Below are 23,176 nucleotides of genomic sequence, written 5' to 3'. Positions count from 1 at the left end.
ACAAGATCACCTCGCTGGGCAGCAGCTTCGGCACGGGATTCATGCTTGGCCGCATCGCGGAGAAACTGGCTTCGTTGCTCTGATCCTTGTGACATGGCGATCGAAGATCGCGTTTGAACCGCAAGCACAACAACAGATCAATCTTGGGCCACTCTAACGCTTCGGCGAGAATATGGCTTGAAAGAGAGAGGAATCCTGACAGGAAGAGACCGGTTCAGCTGATCAGGTGCCGGGCTCTTCGCCCAGACCACCGAGGGCCTCGATCTGGATACGCAACTGGCCCGCCCGGCTGCTGTCCCCACGGCTGATGGCGATGGCCAGCGCGAACTCCAGCTTCTCGAGCTGATGGCCACCTTCAATGTAGCCAGGGCGGTGGACGGTGGACGGAGCGGTCAACGACCCCCCGTTACGGGGCAGGGGGCAGGCCGGATAGGTGCTGGCCATGGTTGTTTTTCTTTTCATTCTGCCACTCAGAAGCAGGGCGCTGCCAGCTTGAGTGATAAGGACGCTCCTTGAGTGGTCAGGATCTGCCCCTGAGTGATCAGGTCCTGTCACGACGGGACGGGATGAGGTGCTGACCCAGACGCCGGAGCGGTGCCGACGACCACCTAGGCGGCCAGGTCCAGCTCCTGCGGTGAGGCAGGCTCGACCGCCACCGGAGCGGACGCCGGCGCTGACGTCTCAAGCAGCTGGCGGCAGTCCCGCAGCAGCACCTCCACATTGGAGAGAGCCTGGAGCTGATCGGACTCCGGCTGCTGGTCGTCCTCCAGCGCCATCTCCAGCAGGCCCAGCCGTTGCTCCAGGTGCACCAGCCGATGCGACAGGGCCGCCACCGTCTGGGCGAGATCCTCCGCCGTGCGGGTGATGCGGAACGACACCGATTCCGAGGGCATGGCAACCGAACCAAGAAGGCCGATCACAACACAGAACCGCTCACCGCTCAAGCCATCTCCCAGACTGAGTCGTCCTGGCGTCACCTGCGGGCATGCCCAGCCTGGCCACTCTGGCGATCTACCTCCTTGCCGGCCTGGGCGGTGGCCTGCTCGCCCTGCGCACGGGGATTCCAGCGGCGCCCCTGGCGGGGGCCCTGCTCGGCGCGGGCCTGGTGAGCATGAGCGGGCGCTGGGATGTGGCCCACTGGCCCCCTGGCACCCGTACGGGCCTGGAGATCGCCATCGGCACGGTGATCGGCACCGGCCTCACCAGCACAGCGCTGACGGAACTGCGGCAACTGTGGCGGCCGGCGATCCTGATCACCGTCACCCTGGTGGCCACCGGCCTGGTGGTCGGCCTCTGGAGCAGCAGGCTGCTGGGCGTGAGTCCGATCATCACCCTGCTCGGGGCAGCCCCTGGCGGCATCAGCGGCATGAGCCTGGTGGGCGCTGAATTCGGAGTCGGGGCAGCCGTGGCGGCCCTTCACGCCGTGAGGCTGATCACGGTGCTGCTGGTGGTGCCCATCGTGATCAGGATGGTGCTGTCATTCACAGCTGGTCATCCCTCCGGTTGACAGGCACCCGTGCCGCCCCCTCGACAGTTCGGAGTCGACCGATACGTTGGTGCCCGATGACCGGCTCCACTGACCGACTCGATGCTGTCCCGTCTCCTCCGTCCCTGCCCAACGTCCACGGCACCCGCCAGGGACCGTAGCCACAGTTTGAGGTCGGCCCTGCACGGGATCCTGCTGCCCGGCCTGGTGCTCCTGACGGGTCCGCTCCCCGTGCTGAGCCAGCCGAACCCCAGCGATCCAGGCACCAAAGGCGCGGAGGTGTACTGCTTCATGCGCAAGGCCGGCAATGATCACGACGTGAGCTGGAACGCCGCCTATGCCCTGATCAAACGCCAGGGCTCCAGTCTGTTCAAGACCTCTCCAGAACATGCCGCGGTGATGATCACCGAGGCCGTGGTGAATTCCCCCGAGGCCTTCCCCGACTGCGGCCGCTTCATGGGAGCCCTCTATGGCGGTGATAAGCCCGTGCCACTGAGGACCGACATCCCCGCCAATGGCAGCACAGGTCCTGTTCCCATCCCCAGCGGCGGCGGAACCACTCGCCATGACCGCTATTCCTACTGATTCCCTTCGCACAGCCCCCCCCCGGGCCCTCTGGTGCGCTCTGGCTCTGGTCCTGGCTCTGGCCGGTTGCGCGGCAGCGGAACCCCCGACCACGGAATCCCCACGGCTGCGTCGGGACGAGTGCCTCGATGAGGTCAAGGTGGATCGGCTCGATCAGGCCCTCGAGCACTGCGACAGGGTGGTGAGCGCCTACCCACTGGAGGCCCGTCCCCTCAGTGACCGCTTCGTGATTCACACCCTCAGGGGCGAACTGGCCAGGGCCTGCCAGGACATCGACAGGGCGGCAGAGCTGCTCAAGGCCACCGGAAACGGCAAGCCCGCGAAGGATGCCGACGACCCCCAGCTGGTCACCGACATCCGTGTGCGCCAGGAAAGCTGCCGCGACATCCCGGCGGCAGCGGCCCCCTGACTCACCAGGCCTCCAGCAACTGGCGCACCATCGCCGGCAGGGCCTGGCGGCGCAGGATCGCCTGACGGCCCCCGAGGGCCAGGGCGATCCGCTCGGCCTTGCTGGCGATCAACCCGTCCACCAGCTGATCGGCGACCCCCAGCTGCAGCCAATGGGCCGTGAGGGGACCGGCCATACCGATCCGATGGGCCCGGTCTTCCGCCTGCTCGGTATCGCCCGGGGTCCAGGGCCTCTCCAGCAGCACAACGTGACTGGCTCGGTGCAGCGTGAAGCCGAGACCCGCCACCGCGAAGGTGGCCACCAGCAGGGGCACCCGACCCGCCTGGAAGCGCTCCACCTGGCGCTGGCGCTCCGGTGGCTTGAGACGGCCCGTGAGCACGGCACCACCAAGGCTCGCGGCCAGCCGCTCGGCAGGGGCCACGAAGGCTGTGAACACCACCACCGCCGCTCCGTCCGCGAGCAACTCGGTGACCAGAGCCTGGGCCGCCGGCAGCTTGTAGGCCGCGCCGATCTGCCTGAGGGCCGTGAGCATCGCCAGGGATTCAGCGTCGCGGCGCACCTCGCCGCGGGCGGCCCGAAGGCGGTAGCGCTCCACCCGTTGCTGCAGCTCATGCTCGAAGCCCCGGGCCTCGCTGGCGCTGAGCGTCACGGGGCAGATCAGACGCCGCTTGGGGGGAAGGTCGAGGCAATCCTGCTTGCGACGGTGCAGCACCAACGGCTGAATCAGACGGTGCAGGTCCTCCAGACGTTCAGCACCGTTGGCCTGCCAATGGCGGCGCCCGCCGCTTTCGCACCAATGGCCCTGGCAATAGGTCTGCTCAAAGCTGAGCTGATCACGGCCAAGGGGATGATCGATCGCCGCCAGGAGGGGGAAGAGCTGCAGCGGGCGGCCGTTCTTCATCGGGGTGCCGCTCAGAAGCCAGATCGCCCGCAGGCGCGGATGGCGGGCCAGGCGCAGCAGAGCGCGGGTACGGGCCGCCCCCAGGTTCTGGGCGAAATGGGCCTCATCCACAAGCAGCACGGTGCCGGCAGGGGGCAATTCCGCCGGCAATCGCGCCCAGCTGAACAGCTCCACGGCCAGTTGCAGGGCCAGGGACTCCTGCCGCCAGAAGCCGTGCAGACCCACCGGAGCCACCACGGCAATGCGGCAGTCGGCGCAACGGGACAGGGCGCGGGCCGCCATCAGGGCTGTGAGGGTCTTGCCCAGGCCCATCGCATGGGCCAGAACAGCTCCACGGCGCGCCAGCAGCCAGCGGGCCGCCGTGCGCTGGTGGCTGAACAGCTGGCGCCCGTCCGGCAAGGGAGCCTCCAGCTGGGCCGCTGCCACCAACTCCCGATGAGGGGGCAGGGGAGGGAGGGGCTGGCGCAACCAGGCCAGCCACTGGGCGAGGTCCGGCTCGATCAGGAAGCGCTCCCCCAGCAGAGCCTCCAGCTGGCCGGCGGCCTCGAGCGGAAACTCCCAGCATTGGCGCTGGGCCCTCCAGCGGCCCGGCGGCCTGATCCGTCGCAACTGGGCCTGGGTGACCGGGTCGAACGGGGAGATCACCTCGATCAGGCCGCAGGACCCAAGCCGCAGCAGGCAGCGCAGCTGAGTCCCTCGCGTGACTCGCAGGGACACAGCCGCGCATCGTGGACTTGGATTCTAGTCGGCTTGGCGCCTTGAACAAGGCTCCTCGATCAGCTTGAAAAAATGAAGTCGTCGACACATTGACAGTCCAGAAGCCATGGGCAAACTGTCCGCAACCGAGGCATGGGAATGCAGGTCAGGGATGCGGTCTTCCTTGAGGATCTCTGCCCCAAGTTGCGAGTCAGACGCTGGAGACAATCCCTGCACAAACAGACCCAACATCGCTGTATTTATTGCGGCAATCGTTCGGAGTCGATTGATCATCTGATGCCGCGCTGCCGCGGCGGGCTGAGCGTGACCGAAAACTGCGTTCCCGCCTGCCTGGCCTGCAACGGCCACAAAAGCGACGCTGACGCTTTCGACTGGTACCGGCGTCAGCGCTTCTACGATCCGCGCCGGGCGATGGCGATCCGCGCCTGGATGGATGGGGACCTGCGCCTGGCCGTGCGCCTGTTGCAGTGGGCCGCTCCCGAACCGGCAGCGGCGCCAACCCAACCGGCACCCCTGGCTCAGAGGCCGCCCCTGACCCTGCAGCCGGCCTGAAACCAAGTCTTCGTCACCAGACACGACAGGCCGCTGGACCGTTGTGACGCTCGCAGAGGGCCGCGAGCTGCTCGGGCTGCTCGGGAGCCACCAGGGCCGCGGTGAGGACCAGGGCCACCACCACCAGCGGAAGAGCCCCCACGGCATGGGGGAAGCTCCAGGGACGGGCCTGGCCAGGGCGGGGCAGACTCGCTGGGAGGGGACGGGATGTAGAGAAGCAGGAGGAAGCCATCGGCGGAACCGAGCAGTGATACAGGTGTACTCATGGTGAATGCTGTTGTCAACCGCAGCCCCTGGAGAGGGGCCTCCGGCCGGATGCTCGTGCTGGGGGGCGGTTACAGCGGCCGGCGCTTCGCCTCGGCGGTAGCCGCCACAGGCATGCCTGTGCTGATCAGCCAGCGCCACGGTGGCCATCGCGTCTTCGAGGAGGGAATCAGCCCGGTGGCCTTCGCCAGCGAGCTCAGGCCTGGGATCGAGCCCGCAGCCCTGGAGGAGGTGACCCATGTGCTGGTCACGGTTCCCCCAGGCCGTGACGGCAAGGATCCGGTGCTGGAAAGCCTTGGCGCCATCCTGGCCGGCCTGCCGCTGCAATGGCTGGGCTACCTCTCCACCTCCGGGGTCTATGGCGATCGCGGCGGCGCCTGGGTCCACGAAGGCGACCCGCCTGCTCCGGGACTGCCCCGCAGCCGTGCCCGGCTGGCCTGCGAACAGGCGTGGCAGGCCAGCGGCCTGCCCCTGCAGGTGTTCCGCCTGCCGGCGATCTACGGGCCGGGGCGCTGCCCGTTCGATGGCCTGCGCGCCGGCAGCAGCCGCCTGATCCACAAACCGGCCCAGGTGTTCAGCCGCATCCACGTCGATGACATCACCGGTGCCCTGCTGCACAACCTCGCCCTGCCGAGTGATCAGCGGCCTTCTGTACTGAACGTGGCGGACGACAGGCCCTGCCCATCGAGTGAAACCCTGGGCTATGCCGCCCATCTGCTCGACTGCAAATTACCCGAGGTGGAGTCCTACGCGCAGATCCAGGAGAGCCTCAGTCCGATGGCCCGCAGCTTCTGGAGCGAGAATCGCCGCACCAGCAACAGGCGGCTGCGCGTCGAGCTCGGTTACCGGCTGCGCTTTCCCAGTTACCGGGAAGGATTCAGGGCTTCCCTGCTGGAGGAACAGGCTCTTCAGCGAGGGGATGGCTGCAGCACCTCCTCAGGGCAGACCGGAGCTGCCAGCGGTTGAAGATTGGTGAGGCTGGGAATGTTCAGGTCAGCCTTCAGTCGGCACCAGTCGATCACAACCCATTTCTTCTGCAACCCGTGAGCCAGGCCCAGAACCAGTCCCCCCAGAAGCAACCAGCGGATCATGACTCTCAAGGCCACTGGCAACAACGCTAAACAAGGAGTCATCGCCCTGGCCCTGGGGGATCCCGCCGGCATCGGCGCCGAGGTGACCCTCAAGTCCCTGGCTGTCCTGAAGGCGCGGGGCACAGCTGAGACTGTGGTGCTGGTGGGCTGCCGCCGCTGGCTGGAGCAGACCTACATGGAGCTGCGCGACCGCAGTGCGGCGCCGCTGGCGGATCCAGGTGACTACCCCATCCTCGACAGGCCACTGCAGGAGGGGATCGTCCCGGGGCAGGGGACGGCGGCGAGTGGTGCGGCCAGCTTCGCCTGGCTGAATGCGGCGGTGGATCTGGTGCTCAGCGGTCAGGCCCGGTCCCTGACCACGGCGCCGATCGCCAAACACGCCTGGCACGCCGCCGGCCATCGTTACCCCGGTCAGACCGAGCGGCTGGCGGAACTCTGCGGGCGAAAGCAGGCTTCGATGCTGTTCACCGCCCGCTCACCCGGGGGCCGCTGGCGGTTGAACACCCTGCTGGCCACCACCCACATCCCCCTGGCCGAGGTGCCCCAGGCCCTCACACCCACCCTGGTGGAGCATCAGCTGGAGATGCTGCTGGACTTCTGCCGGCGCTTTCAGCCCGAGCCCAGCCTGACGGTGGCCGGTCTGAATCCCCATGCCGGCGAAGGGGGCCAGTTGGGGATGGAGGAGCAGGACTGGCTGATTCCACTGCTGGAGGGCTGGCGGCAGAGGCATCCCTCGGTGACGGTGAAGGGGCCACTTCCGCCGGACAGCTGCTGGCTGGGGGCGGCCGCGGCCTGGCGTGGTGATGGTCAGGGAGCTGACGGGTACCTGGCGCTGTATCACGATCAGGGGCTGATCCCCGTCAAGCTGCTGGCCTTCGATGCGGCCGTGAACACGACCCTGGGGCTGCCCTTCCTGCGCACGTCACCGGATCACGGAACCGGCTTCGACATCGCCGGTGCTGGCCTGGCCCGTGCCGACAGCATGGTGGCGGCCCTGGAGACAGCCTGGGAGCTGGGCTGAGCCCGGCTACAGCCGGCTCGGCTCAGCATCTCTGGATTCAGGCGGGCTTGACCCGCAGCAGCACCTGGCCGAATTCCACCGGTGTGCCGTTCTCCACCAGGATCTCCACCAGTTCACCGCTGACTTCAGCCTCCAGCTCGTTCATCAGCTTCATGGCCTCGAGAATGCATACAGGCTGGCCGACACTGATCCGGCTGCCGATCTCGACGAAGGGCGGATCGGTCGGCGAGGGAGAGCGATAGAAGGTGCCCACCATCGGGGCCGTGATGTCGACGAGATCGGCCCGCAACGACGAGGGGGCAGGCGGGGGGCTGGAGGGAGCCGTGACGCCGGCGGAACCCTGGGCCGGAGCGGCGGCTGGAGCTTCCGCGGGAGAGGCCACCGGGGCCGGTGCAGGGGGCAGCACTGCTGGAGCCGGCAGATTGCGGCGCACTTCCAGACGGAAATCGTCACCCTCGAGCTTCAGCTCCTGGATGTCGCTTTGCTCCAGGAAGATGAGCAGGTTGTGCAGTTGGTCGTGGTCGAGCTGCATGGCAATCAGGACTCCCGCCCGAGATAACTGTCGTTGCGCGTGTCGATCTTGATCTTCTCGCCAATGGTGATGAACAAGGGCACCATCACCTGGGCGCCGGTCTCGACGATGGCGGGCTTGGTCCCCCCGGTGGCGGTGTCACCCTTGACGCCAGGGTCGGTCTGGGTGACCTCGAGCACCACGGAGTTGGGAAGTTCCACCTCCAGGGGCGACCCGTTCCAGGACACCACGTTCACCTCCATCCCTTCCTTGAGGTACTTGCGACCATCACCGATCTGCTTGGCCGTGAGACGAGTCTCCTCGTAGGAGGCCATGTTCATGAAGACGTACTCGTCACCCTCCATGTAGGTGTGTTGCAGGGTGGATTTCTCGAGCTGGGCCTGGGCGACGGTCTCCCCGGCTCGGAAGGTCTTCTCGACCACGTTGCCGCTTTGCACGGCCTTGAGCTTGGTGCGCACGAAGGCAGAGCCCTTGCCAGGCTTGACATGCAGAAACTCGACGACCCTCCAGACCTGTCCATCGAGCTCGATGGTGGTGCCAGTTCGGAAGTCGTTGCTCGAGATCATTCCGGCGGAACGGGTGAGCGGGATTGTACGGCTGGCCGTTGAACCCCCTCAGAGACTGGCTCTGGCCCCCGGCAGGCTGTGCCAAAGTCCGAAGTACGGCAGAACGCCCGGAGACCGGCAGGGACAGCCATGAACAGGAGTTCTCAGCAACCGCAAGCCCGCAGGCCCGTGGCCCAGCGTCCGGGAGAGCAGCGCCGGAACCCCTGGCGGGCCATCACACGACTGCTGCTGGCGCTGGTGATCGCCTGTGGCGCCAGCTTCTTCGGCCTGATCAGCCCGGTGGCGGCGGCCCTGCCGCCGGGGAACGCCGTCACCGATCCTGCAGCCCTTCTGCGCAATGCCTTGCCGATCGAGCAGCCGGATCTGCAGAACCTGCAGCATCGCCTGGAAGACAGCAGCGACGACCTGCGTGCCAAGCGCTGGAGCGCGCTCACCGGCAAGACCCGCAAAGCCCAGGCTCTGCTGAGCAGCCGGCGCTCAGCCCTGCTCGCGGCCTACCAGCCCGAGCAGCGCGATCAGGCCACGGCCCTGCTCGACCGCCTCGAATCTGAATTGCAGGCCGTGGCCGAGGCCGCCGAGCAGCAGGACCGCGACGCCTTCCTGGCCACCCGCCGCCGTGCCCTGAGCACCATCGGAGAAGCGGAAGCCCTGCTGGTGGGGCCGTTCCCCTTCGACATTCCGGCAGAGTTCGCCGACCTGCCCAGGCTGCTGGGTCGCGCCACCGTGAAGCTCACCACCACCAAAGGGGACCTGATCGCCGTGGTGGATGGCTACAACGCACCACTGACCGCCGGAGCCTTCGTTGATCTGGTTCAGCGGGGGTTCTACGACAACCTGCCCTTCATCCGCGCCGAGGATTTCTACGTCCTGCAGACCGGCGATCCAAAAGGAGCCGCCAGCGGCTATGTGGACGCCTCCGGCCACGAACGGAAGGTGCCCCTCGAGATCATGGTGCCGGGTGAGAGCAAGCCCTTCTACAACAGGACCTTCGAGGAGCTCGGCCTGTTCAAGGCCACTCCGGTTCTGCCTTTCGCCACCAAGGGGACCCTGGGCTGGGCGCACTCCGACACCGCCCTCGACGATGGCTCCTCCCAGTTCTTCCTCTTCCTGTTCGAGGCGGAACTCACCCCGGCGGGCCTCAATCTGATCGACGGCCGCTACGCCGCCTTCGGCTACGTGGTCGAGGGCTTCGATGTCCTCGAGGAGCTCACCGCCGACGACGGCATTGTCAAAGCGACCGTGGTGGAGGGGGCCGACAACCTGCGGCCCCATGGCTGAGGGCTCAGGCCTGGCGCCGACCCTCGCCGACCTGGGTGAATGGGAGCTGATCGAGCGGCTCGGAGCCTTCGCTCCCCCCGGACAGTTCACCGATGATGCCGCTCTGCTGGATGGCCCCTCGGAGCGGTCACTGGTGGTCAACACCGACGTGCTGGTGGAGGGAGTTCATTTCAGCGACTCCACCATGGCCGCCGACGATGTGGGCTGGCGGGCGGCGGCGGCCAACCTCTCGGACCTCGCGGCCATGGGCTGCCGGGAGGTGCTGGGGCTGACGGTGGCCCTCGTGGCCCCCGCGGCCACCCCCTGGGCCTGGGTGGAGGGGGTGTACCGCGGACTCAGCGCTGCTTTGGGGTGCTACGGCGGCACGCTGCTGGGGGGCGATTGCAGCGGCGGCGGCCAGCGGCTTCTTGCTGTCACAGCCCTGGGGCGGCTCGGAGCGGACGGGCCGATCCGGCGCCGGGATGGTCACCCCGGTGATGCCCTGGTGAGCACGGGACCCCATGGCCTCAGCCGGCTGGGCCTCGCGGCTCTGCTGGACGAGATGCCGTCCTCACCGCCGGCTGCCGACTGGCGCCTGGCGGGCGCAGCCCTGCTGGAGCGAGCTGTTCAGGCGCACCGCAGGCCGCGGCCCCGGTTGGATGCGGTTGCGGCGCTGGCCTCATGCAGGCCTGTGGGCAGCCCCTGGAGAGTGGCTGGCACCGACAGCAGCGATGGGCTGGCAGCGGCGCTGAAGACCCTGACCGAGGGGAGCGGATGCGACGCTCTCCTGGAGCGCCGGGACCTTCCGATCGACCCGGAGATGGCGGCCCTGGCCGTCGCCGAAACCTGGTGCCTGAACGGCGGTGAAGATTTCGAACTGGTGCTGGCCCTCGATCCAGGCTGGGCCCGGGAGCTGATCCGGTCCCTGCCCGGGAGCCGCCGGATCGGATCACTGACCCCGGGCTCGGGGATTCTGCGCTGGGCCGGTGACGGTTCACCCCTGGCGGACGTGGGCCGAGGCTTCACACATTTTCACTGATCCCTGGCGCTGGACCATGAAAAAGCCGCCCTGCAGCCAGGACGGCCCCGACACTCCGAGCTCAGGGACAGGGAGCAGACCTCACTTCCAGTTCTTGGCCACCAGCTCGGCCAGATCGACCACCCGCTGGCTGTAGCCCCACTCGTTGTCGTACCAGGAGATCACCTTGACCATGTTGTCGCCCATCACCAGGGTGAGATCGGCATCCACGATCGTGGATTCATCCGTACCGGCATGGTCGGAGGACACCAGCGGCAGATCGGAGTATTTGATGATGCCCTTCATGCCGTTCTCCGAGGCTTCCTTGAGCACGGCGTTGACCTCCTCACGGGTGGTGCCGCGGCTCACTTCGATCACCAGGTCGACCACAGAGACGTTGGGAGTGGGCACGCGCATGGCGATGCCGTTCAGCTTGCCCTTCATCGGCGGATACACCAGAGCGACGGCCTTGGCGGCACCGGTGGAGGTGGGGACGATGTTGATGGCGGCGGCACGGGCGCGGCGAAGATCGCGGTGGCTGGCATCAAGAATGCGCTGGTCACCGGTGTAGCTGTGGGTGGTGGTCATCGTGCCCTTGACGATGCCGAAGGCCTGATCCAGAACCTTGACCAGGGGCGCCATGCAGTTGGTGGTGCAGCTGGCGTTGCTGATCACGTCAAAGTCGTCGTGACGGTACTGATCGTCGTTGACCCCGACGACGAAGGTTCCGATGCCGTCACCCTTGCCAGGAGCCGTGATCAGCACCTTGCTGGCGCCAGCTTTGAGGTGCTTGCCGGCACCTTCGGTGTCAATGAAGACGCCCGTGGCTTCAATGACCAGATCGACCCCCCAGTCCTTCCAGGGAAGGTTGAGCGGATTACGGTCGGAAAAACATTTGATCGGCTTACCGTTGACCGTGATCGTGTCATCGGTGTAACCCACCACGGTGTCACGAATCCTGCCCAGCATCGAGTCGTACTCGAGCAGATGGGCATTGGTGCGTGGATCGGAAGTGTCGTTCAAGCCGACCACCTCGATCCCGGTGTTTTCGCCACGGCTGAGCCAACAACGCATGAAGTTGCGACCGATCCGGCCGAATCCATTGATCGCAACGCGCAGGGTCATGGCAGGAACGGGAAACCCGTTGACAAGGGGAGTTTGACTGCCGATCATACAGAAATGGTCTCCCCCCTCCAGGAGCCGCTCCAGCCGCTGAACCTTTCGCGGAGCCAAACAAGCGTTAAAAGGGGAGAGACAAGCGCAGCGTCAACACCTACCTTCGGGTCCGCATGGAGACGCATTTGGCACCGCTGCTCGACCACCGGGCCCCCCTTCACTTCATCGGGGTCGGCGGCATTGGGATGTCGGCACTGGCCGGAATCCTGGCCGACCGCGGTTTTCAGGTGAGCGGATCCGACCCGCGTGAGAGTCCCGTGCTCGAGTCCCTGCGCCGACGTGGGGTGCGGGTGTTTGCCCACCAGGACGCCGAAACGATCGCGTCCCTGAACAGCGATGGCGACACCCCGGCGCTGGTGGTGATCAGTACGGCGGTGCCGGCGGCCAATCCCGAGCTGATGGCAGCCCGAGAAGCCGGCCTGACCATCTGCCACCGCTCCGACGTGCTGGCAGCCCTGATCAACGCACAGCCCTCGATCGCCGTGGCCGGCAGCCACGGCAAGACCACCACCAGCACGCTGATCGCCACTCTGCTGGCGGCCACCGACCAGGACCCCACCGCCGTGATCGGTGGCATCGTGCCCGTGTTTCAGAGCAATGCCCGCAGTGGCCGCGGCCGGGTGCTGGTGGCCGAGGCCGATGAATCTGATGGCTCCCTGGTGAAATTCAGATCCAGTCTCGGATTGATCACCAACCTGGAGCTCGACCACACCGATCACTACCCCGACCTCGACGCTCTGATCCAGACGCTCCAGCGCTTCGCGGCCGGCTGCGGATCCCTGCTCGCCAATGCCGACTGTCCCGTGCTGCGCCAGCATTTCCAACCCGCAGCCTGGTGGTCGATCGAGCGCAGCGAGGGAGTGGAGTTCGCCGCCCTGGCGGTGGAGGAGCACGGCGAAGGCACCATCGCCGACTTCTACGAACAGGGAGAGCTGGTGGGGCGCTTCAGCCTCCCCCTGCCCGGCCGCCACAACCTCAGCAATGCCACCGCCGCCCTCGCCGCCTGCCGCCTGGAGGGCGTCCCCTTCGGCGCCCTGGCCACGGCGATGCGAACCCTTCGCTCCCCCGGTCGCCGTTTCGACTACCGGGGCCGCTGGGCAGGCCGCCAGGTGGTCGACGACTACGCCCACCACCCCAGCGAGGTGGAGGCCACTCTGCGCATGGCGCGTCTGATGGTGACCAGCGGCCGCAGCCCTCTGCCGGACGTGCCCCAACGACTGGTGGCCGTGTTCCAGCCGCACCGCTTCAGCCGCACCGCCGAATTCCTGGATGCTTTCGCCGCTGCCCTCACTCTCGCCGACACGGTGCTGCTGGCTCCGCTCTACGCCGCCGGAGAAGTGCCCATTGCCGGTGTCGACAGTCAGGCCCTGGCCGATCGCCTGCAGCAACTCCGCCCTGACCTGCCTCTGAAGGTGAGTGGCACCTTGGACCAGCTGGCTGAACAGGTGGTGCGCCGCAGCCAGCCCGGTGATCTGGTGCTGGTGATGGGGGCGGGCGATGTGAACGGCCTCTGGTCTCGACTCCAGGCCCTCGCCGAGCTGATGCCCCCCGATGCGCCCGATGCGCCCGCCGCCCGTCTGGCCGCCTGAGCCGTGCCCCTGACCCCGGCTCACGAGCCTGCCCTGAGCCAGGTGAGCCTGGCCGACTACACCACCTGGAAGGTGGGAGGACCGGCTGAATGGTTCGCGGAGCCGGCCAGCCGTGACGAACTGATGACCCTCGTCCGATGGGCCCGGGCCGAAACCCTTCCCCTGCGACTGATCGGAGCCGGCTCGAACCTGCTGATCAGCGACGGTGGACTCGAGGGGCTCACCCTCTGCAACCGCAGGCTGCAGGGCAGCGTGATCGATGCGGCCACGGGGCTGGTGGAAGCCCAGGCCGGGGAACCGATCCCGACCCTGGCTCGCAAGGCGGCCCGGGCTGGGCTGAGCGGTCTGGAGTGGGCTGTGGGAATCCCCGGCACCGTGGGCGGTGCCGCGGTGATGAACGCTGGCGCCCAGGGGGGATGCACGGCGGACTGGCTCCAGGAGGTCACGGTGGTCGATCCCAACGGCGAGGGTGGCCCCTTCGTGCTGCAGGCCAGCGAGCTGGAGTTCGCCTACCGCCACAGCCGGCTGCAGCAGGACCATCTGCTGGTGCTCTCGGCCCGGTTCCGCCTCAGCTCGGGCCATGATCCCGCTGAGATCAGCCGGCGCACCAGCGCCAATCTCTCGAGCCGCACCAGCAGCCAGCCCTACCAGCAGCCCAGCTGCGGCAGCGTCTTCCGCAACCCCGAGCCCCGTAAGGCCGGTCAGTTGATCGAGCAGCTCGGCCTCAAGGGGCTGGCGATCGGAGGAGCCATGGTCTCGCCGATTCACGCCAACTTCATCGTCAACACCGGCGGCGCCAGCGCCGATGACATCGACCAGCTGATCCAGCTGGTCCAGCAGCGGGTCTTCAGCGCCCACGGCCTTGAGCTCCAAACCGAGGTGAAGCGTCTGGGGGATTTCAGATCCCGGCGCCAGCCAGCCGGGCGAGGAGCCTGAGCGTCGAAGGGGAGGCCGTAGCCTGAACCGGCGCTCTTGATTCCTGCATGGCCGGCTTCGGACTCCCCAACTTCGGACAGCTGACCGAAGCTTTCCGCAAGGCCCAGCAGATCCAGCAGGATGCCCAGAAGCTCCAGGACGAGCTCGACGCCATGGAACTGGAAGGAAGCAGCGCCGATGGCCGGGCCAGCGTCTGGCTGACGGGCAACCAGCAACCGCTCAAGGTGCGCCTCTCCCCCGAACTGCTGGCTGATGGCACCGAGGCCGCCGAAGCCGCCACCCTCGAGGCCCTGAAAGCCGCCTACGACATCTCCACCGGCACGATGAAGGAGCGGATGGAGGAACTCACCGGTGGCCTGAACCTGCCCGGTCTGGGGGGATGAGGCCCCCGGTGGCCCTGGCTTTCCGTCACGTCAGCCCAGATCAGGCGCCTGCTGACGCTGACGGCGACGGGAAGACCCGCTGGGGGGCCGCTGGGAGCGGGTTTCCTGAGCTGCGGCGCTGGCCTGCAGCAACTCCGCCAGGCCCTCGGCGTAGTAGGGGTAGCGCTCCCAGGTGGTGCCCACCCGGCAACCGGGATCACCTCGGTGCTGGCAGTTGCTGAAGCGGCAGGGCCCTTCCAGCAGGGCTGAGGCGATCTCCGGAAACAGGGCCGGCAGAACAGCGGGATCGCGGGGCAGCTCAGGCCGGTTGAAGCCAGGGGTGTCGGCGATCAGTGCCCCGGGGGCCAGGGGGAAGAGCTCCACATGCCGGGTGGTGTGGCGTCCGCGCCTGAGCCGACCCGACACGCTGCCGACCCGCAGGGCCAGGGCAGGCACCAGAGCATTGAGCAGGCTGCTCTTGCCCACCCCGGACGGACCACAGACCACGGCGATTCCGGGCCGGGCGAGCCGGTCCCTGAGGACGGCCAATCCCTCACCGGTGGCTGTGCTGACCGCGATCGGGTCATAGCCCCAGCTCCTCAGCCGTTGCCGCCAGCAGTCGAGCTGATCGGGCGGGACCAGATCCACCTTGGAGAAGACCACCTGCACCGGCTGACCGCTGTGTTCGGCTGTGAGCAGAAAACGGCTGAGTTGCTCCGGATCCGGGGCCGGATCGGCCATCGCGATGACCACCACGATCAAGTCACAGTTGGCCACCGGTGGGCGGCCCAGCAGGCTGGTGCGCGGGAGCAGATCTCCCACGGCGGCTCGACCGGCAGGCCAGTCGATGCCCTCCAGCCCCACCCGATCGCCCACGTGGATGCGAGCACCGGCCTGACCCAGCCGGCTGCGCCGGGTGCAGAGCAGCTGATCCAGTCCACCGGGGCCAGGGATCTCCAGGCTCACCAGGCAGAAGTTGGCCTGAATCGCGGTGACCAGGCCCCTGACCATCGCCTTGCCCCCGACAGGCCTGGCCTCGGTCTCAGTCCCCATGGCGGCGGATCCACAGGCGGACCCCCTCCCGGCCAGCCGAATCCTGTGGTTCGGGGATGGTCCCGGATCCCCGCTCGACCAGGTGTCCGTCCTGGCGCAGGCCCTCGGCCACCATCAACTCGGGTTCACCGGCATCGAGATCGAGCAGCAGCCATTCACCCGCCGCGATCGTCTCGAGTGCCAGTCGGCTGCGGATGAAGTTGAGGGGACAGGGGGTGCCGCGCAGATCGAGCCGCAGGCTGGGTTCCGCGGGCGGAGTCCCCGAGGGAGGGCTGCTGGTCACAGGCGGGCCATGGCGCTAACCGAACAGCCCGCCGAACAGGCCGCTCTTGTGGGGATGATCCTTGGTGGAATGATGCCCGGCCAGCTGCTCGAGCAGCTCGCGCTCATGGCTGCTGAGCTTCGTGGGCAGCTGCACCTTCACGGTGACGTGGTGGTTGCCCCGCGCCACCGGGTTGCCCAGCTTGGGAACGCCCTTGCCCGTGAGGGTGAGGGTGGTGCCGGGTTGCGTGCCCGCGGGTATCTCCAGGGTGGCTGGCCCATCCACCGTGTCCACCTCGATCGTGTCGCCGAGGATCGCCTGGAGATAGTTCACCGCCACATCGGAGTGGATGTGGATGCCGTCGCGGCGCAGTTTGTCGTGGGCCTGAACGAACAGGTACACGTAGAGATCACCCGCTGGGCCGCCACGCTGGCCGGCATTGCCCTCGCCGGCCACGCGCAGACGGGTGCCGGAGTCGACACCGGCGGGAATCGTGATCCGCAGCTTCTTGCGCACCTGCTGGACCCCCTGGCCGCCACAGGCGCCGCAAGGGTCGGCGATCACCTGGCCGGTTCCCTCACAGGTGGGACAGGGGGCCACCTGGGTGAAGCTGCCAAAAGGGGTGCGGGTGGCCCGGCGCACCTGACCCTGACCACCGCAGGTGCCGCAGGTGGTGGGACCGCTGCCGCTCTTGGCGCCGCTGCCCTGGCAGGTGGCGCAGGTTTCCAGGTGGCGGATCTGCACCTCCTTCTCCTGGCCGAAGACCGCCTCGTTGAAGCTGATGCTGAGATCCAGGCGAAGGTCGTCCCCCTGGCGGGGCCCACGACGGCGTGGACCTGCTCCAGCGCCAGCGGAGGCACCGCCGAAACCGCTGAAGAACGTCTCGAAGAGGTCGGCGAACCCTCCCATGTCGCCCATGTCGGGGGCTCCGGCTCCGGAGACACCCGCTTCTCCGAACTGGTCGTAGCGGGCCCGTGACTGGGGGTCACTGAGCACCTCGTACGCCCGGCCGATCTCCTTGAAGCGTTCCTCCGCGCCGGGCTCCTTGTTGATGTCGGGGTGGTACTGGCGGGCCAGGCGTCGGTAGGCCCGCTTGAGGGTGTCGGCGTCTGCGTCGCGGGAAACCCCAAGCAGGTCGTAGTACTCGGCCATCAGCTGGATTCCTCACCACCCGCTGCCCCGTCCTGGGCCGGGGGCGCGACCCCCTCCGAGGCCCCGGGACCCGGTCCCATCGAGACTTTGACCAGAGCATGGCGCAGCACGCGCCCGTTCAGCTGATAGCCGCGCTGGAGTTCCTCGATCACCACGTCCTCACTCACCAGGTCACTGGGCTCGCGCAGCACCGCTTCGTGCAGGTTGGGATCGAAAGGTTCACCCTCCACCCGCATCGGGGTCACCCCCAGCTGCTTGAAGGCATCCACCAGCTGCTTGTAAAGGCCCTGATAGCTGCGGTGGAGGCTCAGGGCCTCCTCGCTCTGGGGATCAAGCTGCTGACGGGCGCGGTCGAAGTTGTCGACCACGGGCAGGATCTCGCTGAGGGTGGAGCAGGCGATCTGCACGCGCAGATCCTCCTGATCACGGCTCTGGCGTTTGCGGAAGTTGTCGAAGTCGGCGGCGATGCGCATGTACTGACCGCGCAGCGTTTCATGCTCCCGCCGCAGGGTCTCGAGTTCCGCGGACAGACGCTGGGTCACAGACTCGGCATCCTCCTCCGCGGCCCCCGTTGCCGTGGGCTGCGGATCACTGGAGGCCGGCTCGGCTGAGCCGGTGTCGGCCGGAGAGTCCCCCCCCAGCGGGTCAAGGTCCTGTTTCAGGGACTCCGCCCCGGCGGAGGGATCCTGCGGGTAGGCGGAGGGATCCTGTGGGTAGGGAGTGGCTTCGCCGCTCATGCTGACTGCAACGCCGATCGGTCCTAAACATGTTGCTGGTCGACGGGCTCCTCCCACAAGCGGCGGAAGCCCGCACCTGATCCCTGCGGCCTCGGCCATGACCCTCTTGGCGACACGCCCGGTCCCTGCGGCCGAAACGCTCCAGCAGCGGCGCCTGGAGGCCGAGCTGCTCAGCGGTGAGAAACTGCTGCTCCCTGCGGACCTGCAGCTGGCCGATCCGCGGGCCGCTGAGGCCTGCCCCAGGATTGACGCCCAGCACTGGCGGGAGTGGGTGGCCCTGCCCCTGGTGCGCCAGGGAGAGCGGCTCCATATCGCGATCCCCAGCCACTGGCAGGCACAGCAGCGCCGGCAGCTGGAGGAGGCGGTGCTGGCCAACGGCATCACACCGGAGTTGCGTCTGGGGCTGCAGGAGGAGATCAGCGAAGCGCTGCAGCAGAAGATGGCTGACTGGCGTCATCGCCCCAGCGAGGACACCGCCCTGACCTCCCAGCCCAACGGCCTCTCGCTGCTGGAGGGTCTGAGCCTGGAGGACCGCCTGGAGGAGGCGCCCGCTGCCGAGGAGCAGGAGCTGGATCTTGAGGCCAGCCTCAAAGCCTCCAACGCCTCACCGGTGGTGAGCCTGGTGAACCGCATCCTGATCCAGGCGATGGAGTCGGAATCGAGCGACATCCACGTGGAGCCGGAGGAGGACGGGCTGCGGATCCGCTTTCGCCAGGACGGTGTGCTGCATCCGGTCGAACACCTGCCCAGAAGCCTGGCGCCGGCGGTCACCTCACGCTTCAAGATCATGGCCGAGCTGGACATCGCCGAACGGCGGATGCCCCAGGACGGCCGCATCCGCCGGATGTTCCGCGGCCGCACGATCGAACTGAGGGTGAGCACCCTGCCAGGCCGCTGGGGGGAGAAGGTGGTGCTGCGTCTGCTCGACAGCAGCAGCACCCGTCTGGGCCTCGAGCGGCTGATCACCGAGCCGGCCGCCCTGAGCACCGTGCGATCGATGGGCGCCAGGCCCTTCGGGATGGTGCTGGTGACCGGGCCCACCGGGTCGGGCAAATCGACCACGCTCTATTCGTTGCTCTCGGAACGGAACGAGCCCGGCATCAACATCTCCACCGTCGAGGATCCCATCGAGTACATGCTCAAGGGCATCACCCAGACCCAGGTGAACCGCGACAAGGGCTACGACTTCAGCACCGCCCTGCGGGCCTTCATGCGGCAGGACCCGGATGTGCTGCTGGTGGGGGAAACCCGCGATGGAGAGACGGCCAAGACCGCCATCGAGGCAGCCCTGACCGGCCACCTGGTGCTCACGACCCTGCACTGCAACGACGCCCCCAGTGCCATCGCCAGGCTCAATGAGATTGGCGTGGAGCCCTTCATGGTGAGTGCCTCCCTGATCGGGATCGTCTCCCAGCGGCTGCTGCGCAAGGTCTGCGAGTCGTGCCGCGTGCCCTACCACCCAGGGGAGGAAGAGCTGGGCCATTTCGGCCTCTTCGCCAGCCAGGAGCAGTCGGTCACCTTCTACAAAGCCAATCGGGGACCCAGGGCCGACGGCAGCACCTGTCCCGTCTGCCAGGGACGGGGCTACAAGGGCCGCATCGGCGTCTACGAAGTGCTGAGAATCAACGACAACCTCGCCAGTGCCATCGCCAAGGGCGCCAGCACCGACGTGATCCGCAATCTTTCGATCGAGACCGGCATGAAATCCCTGCTGGTCTATGGCCTGGAACTGGTGCGCCACGGCCAGACCACCCTCGAGGAGGTGGAGCGGATGCTGCTCACCGACACCGAACTGGAATCCCAGCGGCGCGCCCAGGCCCTCACCACCCTGACCTGCCAGGGCTGCGGGGCAGGACTCAGGGATGAATGGCTGGAGTGCCCTTACTGTCTGACCCCGCGCCGCTGAGTGTTGCGGGCGGTCTCAGCGGCACTCAGAATCCGGATCAACCCGGCATGGTCCCGATGGAGCTCCAGATCGAGGAGTTGATGGAAGAGCTGGTCGAGCAGAAGGGCAGCGACCTTCATCTCTCGGCCGGCCAGCAACCCTACGGACGCTTCAACGGGGAACTCAGGCCGATGCGGGAGCAGGCACTCAGCGAGGAATCCTGCAACCGCATGATCTTCTCGATCCTCACCAACTCCCAGCGGAAGCAGCTGGAGCAGACCTGGGAACTCGATTGCTCCTACGGCCTGCGCGGCCTGGCCCGCTTCCGCATCAATGTCTTCAGTCAGCGCGGCACCTACGCCGCGTCCATGCGGGCCCTGAACAGCAAGGTCCCCACTCCCCAGGAGCTCGGCCTGCCTCCGGTGGTGGTGGACATCACCAAGAGGCCTTCGGGACTTGTTCTGGTGACGGGTCCGACAGGATCGGGCAAGAGCACCACTCTGGCCTCCCTGCTCGATCACATCAACCACAGCCGTGCCGAGCACATCATCACGATCGAAGATCCAATCGAGTTTGCTTACATCAATGACAAGAGCCTGATCCATCAGCGCCAGCTCAATGAAGACACCAAAAGCTTCAGCAATGCTCTGAGAGCAGCGCTGCGTGAGGATCCCGATGTGATTCTGGTGGGGGAAATGCGCGATCTGGAAACGATCCAGCTGGCCATCACCGCAGCCGAAACCGGCCACCTGGTGTTTGCCACCCTGCACACCAGTTCGGCCGCCCAGACCGTGGATCGCATGGTGGATGTGTTCCCGGCGGGCCAGCAGGCCCAGATCCGCACCCAGCTCAGCAGCAGCCTGGCGGCGATCTTCGCCCAGACACTCTGCCGGAGAAGTTCACCCTCCAACCACAACTATGGCCGGGTGATGGCTCAGGAGATCATGATCAACACACCGGCCCTGGCCAATCTGATCCGCGAAGCGAAAACAGCCCAGATCTATTCCCAGATTCAGACCGGCGGACAGCTGGGCATGCAGACCCTGGAGAAAGCCCTGGCGGACATGGTCAGGCAGGGAGACATCACCCTGGAGGAAGCCCGCACCCACTCCACCAAGCCGGATGAGCTGAACCGTCTGCTCGGCAACTCCCTCTGATTCGATCACCATGCCCGCCTTTCTGGCCACGTACACCAGCACCCAGGGGGACCAGCGGGAGCTGCGGGTCGAGGCCTCGGATCTGCCCACGGCCCGCCGCAACCTGCGCCGGCGGGGCATCCTTGCCCAGTCCCTGGTCCCGGCAACCGATGCCCCAGCTTCGGTCTTCACCGCCACCTACACCAACCAGCGGGGCCAGCAGAAGGTGATCCAGCTCAAAGCTCCCGACCTGGCCAGCGCCAAGCGGGACCTGCGCCGAAGGGGCATCGCCGCGACCTCGGTGGTGCCGATCTCCTCCACACGCTCGGTGCTGGCGAGTGGCGAGAAGGGCGGCTCCGGTCTGTTGAGCCGGGATCTGGGGACGATGTTCCAGGCCAGGCCCAATGTCCGGGAGAAGGCGCTGTTTGCCAGCAAGCTCTCGGCACTGGTGGATTCCGGTGTGCCGATCGTGCGAGGCCTCACCCTGGTGGCCAAGCAGCAGAAGAAACCGATGTTCCGGCAGGCCCTCGAAGCCGTCGCCAGCGATGTGAGTCAGGGGGTGAGCCTGGGCGTGGCCATGCGCCGCTGGCCCAAGGTCTTCGATCGGATCACCATCGCCATGGTCGAAGCCGGCGAACTCGGAGGTGTGCTCGATGAAACCCTGAAACGGCTGGCCCTGTTGCTGGAGCAGAATGCCAAGCTCCAGAATCAGATCAAAGGTGCTCTGGCCTATCCGGTCATCGTGCTGATGATCGCCATTGCCGTCTTCCTCGGCATGACGATTTTCCTGATTCCCACCTTTGCCGATATCGTATCCGTTCAGGGGGCGTGACAGCTCGCGGCGAACATCGGCCCTGCTGAACCCTTGACGACAGCTTGATTTCCGGTTGCATCTCAGGTAGAGACCCGCCTATGATGACCGCACATCCGGCTGGAATTCCAGAAGCCGACTGGCTGGAAACTCCCGCCAGCGTCAGAGCGCTGATCAACGCCCAGCAGCAGGAGATCGAGCTGTTGCGCGGCCAACTCACCTCCTTGGCCACCGAGTTGGCAAACCTGCGTGAGCGGATCGGACGCAGCTCTCGCAACTCATCCAAACCTCCCTCCAGTGATGGTCTGGGTTTTAAGCCGCCAGAACGGCGCAAGGGCAGTGGCCGCAAGCGGGGCGGCCAGCAGGGCCATCCCGGATCCGGACCAGAGCTGCTGTCGATCGAGCGGGTGGATCAGGTGGTGGATCACCACCCTGATGCCTGCCGCCGCTGTGGCACCTTGCTCCAGGGAGAGGATCTCGATCCCCTGCGCCATCAGGTGATCGAGATCCCGCCGATTACCCCGCTGGTGATCGAGCACCGGCTGCATCGCCTGGTCTGCCCCTGCTGTTCCACCAGCACCTGCGCCTCGTTGCCGGCGGATGTGGAGGCCAGTCACTACGGCCCAAGGCTCAGTGCACTGGTGGGCCTGCTGGGCAGTGCCTTTCCGTTGAGTTTCAGCAAGACCCAGGCCCTGCTCCAGCAGCTGGTAGGAGTGGAGATGAGCCGCGGCGCGATTGGACGGGTCCGCCAGCGCTTGAGTGCAGCACTGGAGCAGCCCATGCAGGAGGCCCTTGCTTTTGCCCGCGTGCAGCCGGTGGCCTACGTAGATGAAACTGGCGCCCCCACCGGCAATGCCGACGGCAACAATCCCACTGGAAAGCGGGGCTGGCAGTGGGTCATGGTCACCGCCGTGGTGACGGTATTTGTGCAAGGGCTGAGTCGATCGACGACCGCTGCCATCGAGCTGCTGGGGAACGCCTTTGGCGGGATTGTGGTGAGCGATCGCTTCTCGGCCTACAACCACCTGCCCACCAAGCAGCGCCAGCTGTGCTGGGCGCACCTGATCCGCGACCTGACGGCCATCGCCGAACGCCCGGGCGCCAGCGCTGAATTCGGAGCCCAGCTGCTGGGCCTGCAGCAGCAGCTGTTTGGCCACTGGCACCGCTACAAGGAGGGAAAGATTGACTGGCCCGCCTTGCAGCAAAGCTGCCGGCCGATCCGCCAGACCTTTGAGACCACGCTGCAGCGGGTAGTAGAGCTCGGCTACCAGCGCGGCGAGCGAACGCCTTGGGCCAGCACAGTGCGCACGTGCCAGCAGCTCCAGAAGGTGACAGGTGGGTTGTGGACCTTCCTGGAGAACGAGGGAATAGAGCCCACCAACAACGCCGCAGAACGTGCCCTGCGCCAATCGGTGATTCAGCGCAAGATCAGTCAAGGAGTCCAATCCCGCCAAGGTGCGATCTGCCGGAGCCGCCTGCTCACGGTCACCACTACCCTCAGGCAACAGGGGCGGGATGTCTGGGAGTTCCTGGAGCAGGCCTGGATCGCCCATCACCGCGATGGGGTGATGCCGTCACTGCTGAGCGATCCCTGAAGGCAGAAGAAAGGACAAGGAAGAGTCTCTGATCGCTCAGCGGTGAGCGATCAGGCTTGCATTCGTGCGGTGGGGCGTCCCGA

Annotated in this window: 25 protein-coding genes and 1 pseudogene; 15 read left to right on the top strand and 11 right to left on the bottom strand. The window is 66.8% G+C overall.

The window, feature by feature from the left end; genetic code table 11:
* Positions 1 to 222 precede the first annotated feature (222 nt).
* Positions 223 to 444, bottom strand: coding sequence for a hypothetical protein (locus I1E95_RS07555; RefSeq protein ID WP_197166674.1), 222 nt, complete (start codon positions 442 to 444; stop codon positions 223 to 225).
* Positions 445 to 608: 164 nt separating this feature from the next.
* Complete coding sequence (locus tag I1E95_RS07550; RefSeq protein ID WP_197166672.1) at positions 609 to 893, bottom strand: hypothetical protein; 285 nt, start codon at positions 891 to 893, stop codon at positions 609 to 611.
* A gap of 92 nt (positions 894 to 985) precedes the next feature.
* On the opposite strand from I1E95_RS07550, the gene I1E95_RS07545 reads away from it, so the two are divergent.
* From I1E95_RS07545 to I1E95_RS07535, 3 genes are all read left to right on the top strand, one after another.
* Complete coding sequence (locus tag I1E95_RS07545; RefSeq protein WP_197166670.1) at positions 986 to 1,507, top strand: AbrB family transcriptional regulator; 522 nt, start codon at positions 986 to 988, stop codon at positions 1,505 to 1,507.
* A 174-nt stretch (positions 1,508 to 1,681) separates the two neighbouring features.
* The gene (locus tag I1E95_RS07540) at positions 1,682 to 2,071 is read left to right on the top strand and encodes a DUF6554 family protein (protein ID WP_197167265.1); all 390 of its coding nucleotides are present in this window, start codon (positions 1,682 to 1,684) and stop codon (positions 2,069 to 2,071) included.
* Positions 2,052 to 2,480, top strand: coding sequence for a hypothetical protein (locus I1E95_RS07535; RefSeq protein WP_197166664.1), 429 nt, complete (start codon positions 2,052 to 2,054; stop codon positions 2,478 to 2,480). Before I1E95_RS07540 ends, I1E95_RS07535 begins: the two co-directional genes overlap by 20 nt.
* A gap of 1 nt (position 2,481) precedes the next feature.
* On the opposite strand, the gene I1E95_RS07530 is transcribed toward I1E95_RS07535, so the two are convergent.
* The gene (locus I1E95_RS07530) at positions 2,482 to 4,098 is read right to left on the bottom strand and encodes a DEAD/DEAH box helicase (protein ID WP_197166663.1); all 1,617 of its coding nucleotides are present in this window, start codon (positions 4,096 to 4,098) and stop codon (positions 2,482 to 2,484) included.
* Positions 4,099 to 4,236: 138 nt separating this feature from the next.
* Here I1E95_RS07530 and I1E95_RS07525 point away from each other — a divergent pair, with 138 nt between their 5' ends.
* Complete coding sequence (locus I1E95_RS07525; RefSeq protein ID WP_197167264.1) at positions 4,237 to 4,650, top strand: HNH endonuclease; 414 nt, start codon at positions 4,237 to 4,239, stop codon at positions 4,648 to 4,650.
* A gap of 13 nt (positions 4,651 to 4,663) precedes the next feature.
* Here the strand turns inward: I1E95_RS07525 and I1E95_RS07520 are convergent, their stop codons facing one another.
* Positions 4,664 to 4,882 (bottom strand): serine protease inhibitor, encoded by a 219-nt coding sequence (locus tag I1E95_RS07520; RefSeq protein ID WP_197167597.1) that lies wholly within the window; start codon positions 4,880 to 4,882, stop codon positions 4,664 to 4,666.
* 32 nt (positions 4,883 to 4,914) lie between these two features.
* Between I1E95_RS07520 and I1E95_RS07515 the strand changes: the two genes are divergently transcribed.
* Positions 4,915 to 5,880, top strand: coding sequence for an SDR family NAD(P)-dependent oxidoreductase (locus tag I1E95_RS07515; protein ID WP_197166661.1), 966 nt, complete (start codon positions 4,915 to 4,917; stop codon positions 5,878 to 5,880).
* A 123-nt stretch (positions 5,881 to 6,003) separates the two neighbouring features.
* On the top strand, positions 6,004 to 7,026 hold the full coding sequence (gene pdxA, locus I1E95_RS07510) for a 4-hydroxythreonine-4-phosphate dehydrogenase PdxA (protein WP_197166660.1): 1,023 nt from the start codon (positions 6,004 to 6,006) through the stop codon (positions 7,024 to 7,026).
* Positions 7,027 to 7,063: 37 nt separating this feature from the next.
* On the opposite strand, the gene accB is transcribed toward pdxA, so the two are convergent.
* Both accB and efp read right to left on the bottom strand, forming a co-directional pair.
* The gene (gene accB, locus I1E95_RS07505; RefSeq protein ID WP_197166659.1) at positions 7,064 to 7,558 is read right to left on the bottom strand and encodes an acetyl-CoA carboxylase biotin carboxyl carrier protein; all 495 of its coding nucleotides are present in this window, start codon (positions 7,556 to 7,558) and stop codon (positions 7,064 to 7,066) included.
* A gap of 5 nt (positions 7,559 to 7,563) precedes the next feature.
* Complete coding sequence (efp, locus tag I1E95_RS07500; RefSeq protein WP_197166658.1) at positions 7,564 to 8,124, bottom strand: elongation factor P; 561 nt, start codon at positions 8,122 to 8,124, stop codon at positions 7,564 to 7,566.
* 213 nt (positions 8,125 to 8,337) lie between these two features.
* Between efp and I1E95_RS07495 the strand changes: the two genes are divergently transcribed.
* Both I1E95_RS07495 and thiL read left to right on the top strand, forming a co-directional pair.
* Positions 8,338 to 9,402, top strand: a complete 1,065-nt coding sequence (locus I1E95_RS07495; protein WP_197167248.1) for a peptidylprolyl isomerase — start codon at positions 8,338 to 8,340, stop codon at positions 9,400 to 9,402.
* Complete coding sequence (thiL, locus tag I1E95_RS07490; RefSeq protein WP_197166657.1) at positions 9,395 to 10,420, top strand: thiamine-phosphate kinase; 1,026 nt, start codon at positions 9,395 to 9,397, stop codon at positions 10,418 to 10,420. Before I1E95_RS07495 ends, thiL begins: the two co-directional genes overlap by 8 nt.
* An 81-nt stretch (positions 10,421 to 10,501) precedes the next feature.
* On the opposite strand, the gene I1E95_RS07485 is transcribed toward thiL, so the two are convergent.
* Positions 10,502 to 11,524 carry a type I glyceraldehyde-3-phosphate dehydrogenase gene (locus I1E95_RS07485; RefSeq protein WP_197166656.1) on the bottom strand — a complete coding sequence of 341 codons (1,023 nt, stop codon included), beginning with the start codon at positions 11,522 to 11,524 and terminating at the stop codon, positions 10,502 to 10,504.
* 176 nt (positions 11,525 to 11,700) lie between these two features.
* On the opposite strand from I1E95_RS07485, the gene murC reads away from it, so the two are divergent.
* The 3 genes from murC to I1E95_RS07470 are packed head-to-tail and all read left to right on the top strand — an operon-like array spanning position 11,701 to position 14,483.
* Positions 11,701 to 13,164 (top strand): UDP-N-acetylmuramate--L-alanine ligase, encoded by a 1,464-nt coding sequence (gene murC / locus I1E95_RS07480; RefSeq protein WP_197167246.1) that lies wholly within the window; start codon positions 11,701 to 11,703, stop codon positions 13,162 to 13,164.
* A 3-nt stretch (positions 13,165 to 13,167) separates the two neighbouring features.
* Positions 13,168 to 14,100 (top strand): UDP-N-acetylmuramate dehydrogenase, encoded by a 933-nt coding sequence (gene murB / locus I1E95_RS07475; RefSeq protein ID WP_197166654.1) that lies wholly within the window; start codon positions 13,168 to 13,170, stop codon positions 14,098 to 14,100.
* Positions 14,101 to 14,147: 47 nt separating this feature from the next.
* Positions 14,148 to 14,483, top strand: coding sequence for a YbaB/EbfC family nucleoid-associated protein (locus tag I1E95_RS07470; protein WP_197166652.1), 336 nt, complete (start codon positions 14,148 to 14,150; stop codon positions 14,481 to 14,483).
* 30 nt (positions 14,484 to 14,513) lie between these two features.
* On the opposite strand, the gene rsgA is transcribed toward I1E95_RS07470, so the two are convergent.
* Genes rsgA through grpE form a run of 4 tightly spaced genes read right to left on the bottom strand, consistent with a single transcriptional unit; the run spans position 14,514 to position 17,666 of the window.
* The gene (gene rsgA / locus I1E95_RS07465; RefSeq protein ID WP_197166651.1) at positions 14,514 to 15,515 is read right to left on the bottom strand and encodes a ribosome small subunit-dependent GTPase A; all 1,002 of its coding nucleotides are present in this window, start codon (positions 15,513 to 15,515) and stop codon (positions 14,514 to 14,516) included.
* Positions 15,505 to 15,798: a sulfurtransferase TusA family protein gene (locus I1E95_RS07460; RefSeq protein WP_197166648.1), complete on the bottom strand. Its 294-nt coding sequence runs from the start codon at positions 15,796 to 15,798 to the stop codon at positions 15,505 to 15,507. Before I1E95_RS07460 ends, rsgA begins: the two co-directional genes overlap by 11 nt.
* A gap of 15 nt (positions 15,799 to 15,813) precedes the next feature.
* Positions 15,814 to 16,929 (bottom strand): molecular chaperone DnaJ, encoded by a 1,116-nt coding sequence (gene dnaJ, locus I1E95_RS07455; protein WP_197166646.1) that lies wholly within the window; start codon positions 16,927 to 16,929, stop codon positions 15,814 to 15,816.
* Positions 16,929 to 17,666 carry a nucleotide exchange factor GrpE gene (grpE, locus tag I1E95_RS07450; RefSeq protein ID WP_197166645.1) on the bottom strand — a complete coding sequence of 246 codons (738 nt, stop codon included), beginning with the start codon at positions 17,664 to 17,666 and terminating at the stop codon, positions 16,929 to 16,931. Before grpE ends, dnaJ begins: the two co-directional genes overlap by 1 nt.
* Before the next feature lie 97 nt (positions 17,667 to 17,763).
* Between grpE and I1E95_RS07445 the strand changes: the two genes are divergently transcribed.
* The 4 genes and pseudogenes from I1E95_RS07445 (at position 17,764) to I1E95_RS07430 (ending at position 23,093) form a co-directional block, all read left to right on the top strand.
* The gene (locus I1E95_RS07445) at positions 17,764 to 19,572 is read left to right on the top strand and encodes a GspE/PulE family protein (RefSeq protein WP_197166644.1); all 1,809 of its coding nucleotides are present in this window, start codon (positions 17,764 to 17,766) and stop codon (positions 19,570 to 19,572) included.
* A gap of 56 nt (positions 19,573 to 19,628) precedes the next feature.
* Positions 19,629 to 20,708, top strand: a complete 1,080-nt coding sequence (locus I1E95_RS07440) for a type IV pilus twitching motility protein PilT (protein WP_197166643.1) — start codon at positions 19,629 to 19,631, stop codon at positions 20,706 to 20,708.
* A 10-nt stretch (positions 20,709 to 20,718) separates the two neighbouring features.
* A pseudogene (locus I1E95_RS07435) lies at positions 20,719 to 21,516 on the top strand (type II secretion system F family protein); the annotation flags it as partial.
* 83 nt (positions 21,517 to 21,599) lie between these two features.
* On the top strand, positions 21,600 to 23,093 hold the full coding sequence (locus I1E95_RS07430; RefSeq protein ID WP_231594537.1) for an IS66 family transposase: 1,494 nt from the start codon (positions 21,600 to 21,602) through the stop codon (positions 23,091 to 23,093).
* Positions 23,094 to 23,176 lie beyond the last annotated feature (83 nt).

The organism is Synechococcus sp. CBW1107 (genome assembly GCF_015841355.1).
In the GTDB taxonomy this organism is placed as follows: Bacteria; Cyanobacteriota; Cyanobacteriia; order PCC-6307; family Cyanobiaceae; genus Regnicoccus_A.
This window is presented reverse-complemented; position numbering and strand designations above follow the sequence as displayed.

What these genes read in the sequence shown, in the direction of transcription:
- I1E95_RS07555 (WP_197166674.1), bottom strand. Translation starts at nt 444, where the DNA reads ATGGCCAGCACCTATCCGGCCTGCCCCCTGCCCCGTAACGGGGGGTCG.
- I1E95_RS07550 (WP_197166672.1), bottom strand. Translation starts at nt 893, where the DNA reads ATGCCCTCGGAATCGGTGTCGTTCCGCATCACCCGCACGGCGGAGGAT.
- I1E95_RS07545 (WP_197166670.1), top strand. Translation starts at nt 986, where the DNA reads ATGCCCAGCCTGGCCACTCTGGCGATCTACCTCCTTGCCGGCCTGGGC.
- I1E95_RS07535 (WP_197166664.1), top strand. Translation starts at nt 2,052, where the DNA reads ATGACCGCTATTCCTACTGATTCCCTTCGCACAGCCCCCCCCCGGGCC.
- I1E95_RS07525 (WP_197167264.1), top strand. Translation starts at nt 4,237, where the DNA reads ATGCAGGTCAGGGATGCGGTCTTCCTTGAGGATCTCTGCCCCAAGTTG.
- I1E95_RS07520 (WP_197167597.1), bottom strand. Translation starts at nt 4,882, where the DNA reads ATGGCTTCCTCCTGCTTCTCTACATCCCGTCCCCTCCCAGCGAGTCTG.
- I1E95_RS07515 (WP_197166661.1), top strand. Translation starts at nt 4,915, where the DNA reads ATGGTGAATGCTGTTGTCAACCGCAGCCCCTGGAGAGGGGCCTCCGGC.
- pdxA (WP_197166660.1), top strand. Translation starts at nt 6,004, where the DNA reads ATGACTCTCAAGGCCACTGGCAACAACGCTAAACAAGGAGTCATCGCC.
- accB (WP_197166659.1), bottom strand. Translation starts at nt 7,558, where the DNA reads ATGCAGCTCGACCACGACCAACTGCACAACCTGCTCATCTTCCTGGAG.
- efp (WP_197166658.1), bottom strand. Translation starts at nt 8,124, where the DNA reads ATGATCTCGAGCAACGACTTCCGAACTGGCACCACCATCGAGCTCGAT.
- thiL (WP_197166657.1), top strand. Translation starts at nt 9,395, where the DNA reads ATGGCTGAGGGCTCAGGCCTGGCGCCGACCCTCGCCGACCTGGGTGAA.
- I1E95_RS07485 (WP_197166656.1), bottom strand. Translation starts at nt 11,524, where the DNA reads ATGACCCTGCGCGTTGCGATCAATGGATTCGGCCGGATCGGTCGCAAC.
- I1E95_RS07470 (WP_197166652.1), top strand. Translation starts at nt 14,148, where the DNA reads ATGGCCGGCTTCGGACTCCCCAACTTCGGACAGCTGACCGAAGCTTTC.
- rsgA (WP_197166651.1), bottom strand. Translation starts at nt 15,515, where the DNA reads ATGGGGACTGAGACCGAGGCCAGGCCTGTCGGGGGCAAGGCGATGGTC.
- dnaJ (WP_197166646.1), bottom strand. Translation starts at nt 16,929, where the DNA reads ATGGCCGAGTACTACGACCTGCTTGGGGTTTCCCGCGACGCAGACGCC.
- grpE (WP_197166645.1), bottom strand. Translation starts at nt 17,666, where the DNA reads ATGAGCGGCGAAGCCACTCCCTACCCACAGGATCCCTCCGCCTACCCG.
- I1E95_RS07445 (WP_197166644.1), top strand. Translation starts at nt 17,764, where the DNA reads ATGACCCTCTTGGCGACACGCCCGGTCCCTGCGGCCGAAACGCTCCAG.
- I1E95_RS07440 (WP_197166643.1), top strand. Translation starts at nt 19,629, where the DNA reads ATGGAGCTCCAGATCGAGGAGTTGATGGAAGAGCTGGTCGAGCAGAAG.
- I1E95_RS07430 (WP_231594537.1), top strand. Translation starts at nt 21,600, where the DNA reads ATGATGACCGCACATCCGGCTGGAATTCCAGAAGCCGACTGGCTGGAA.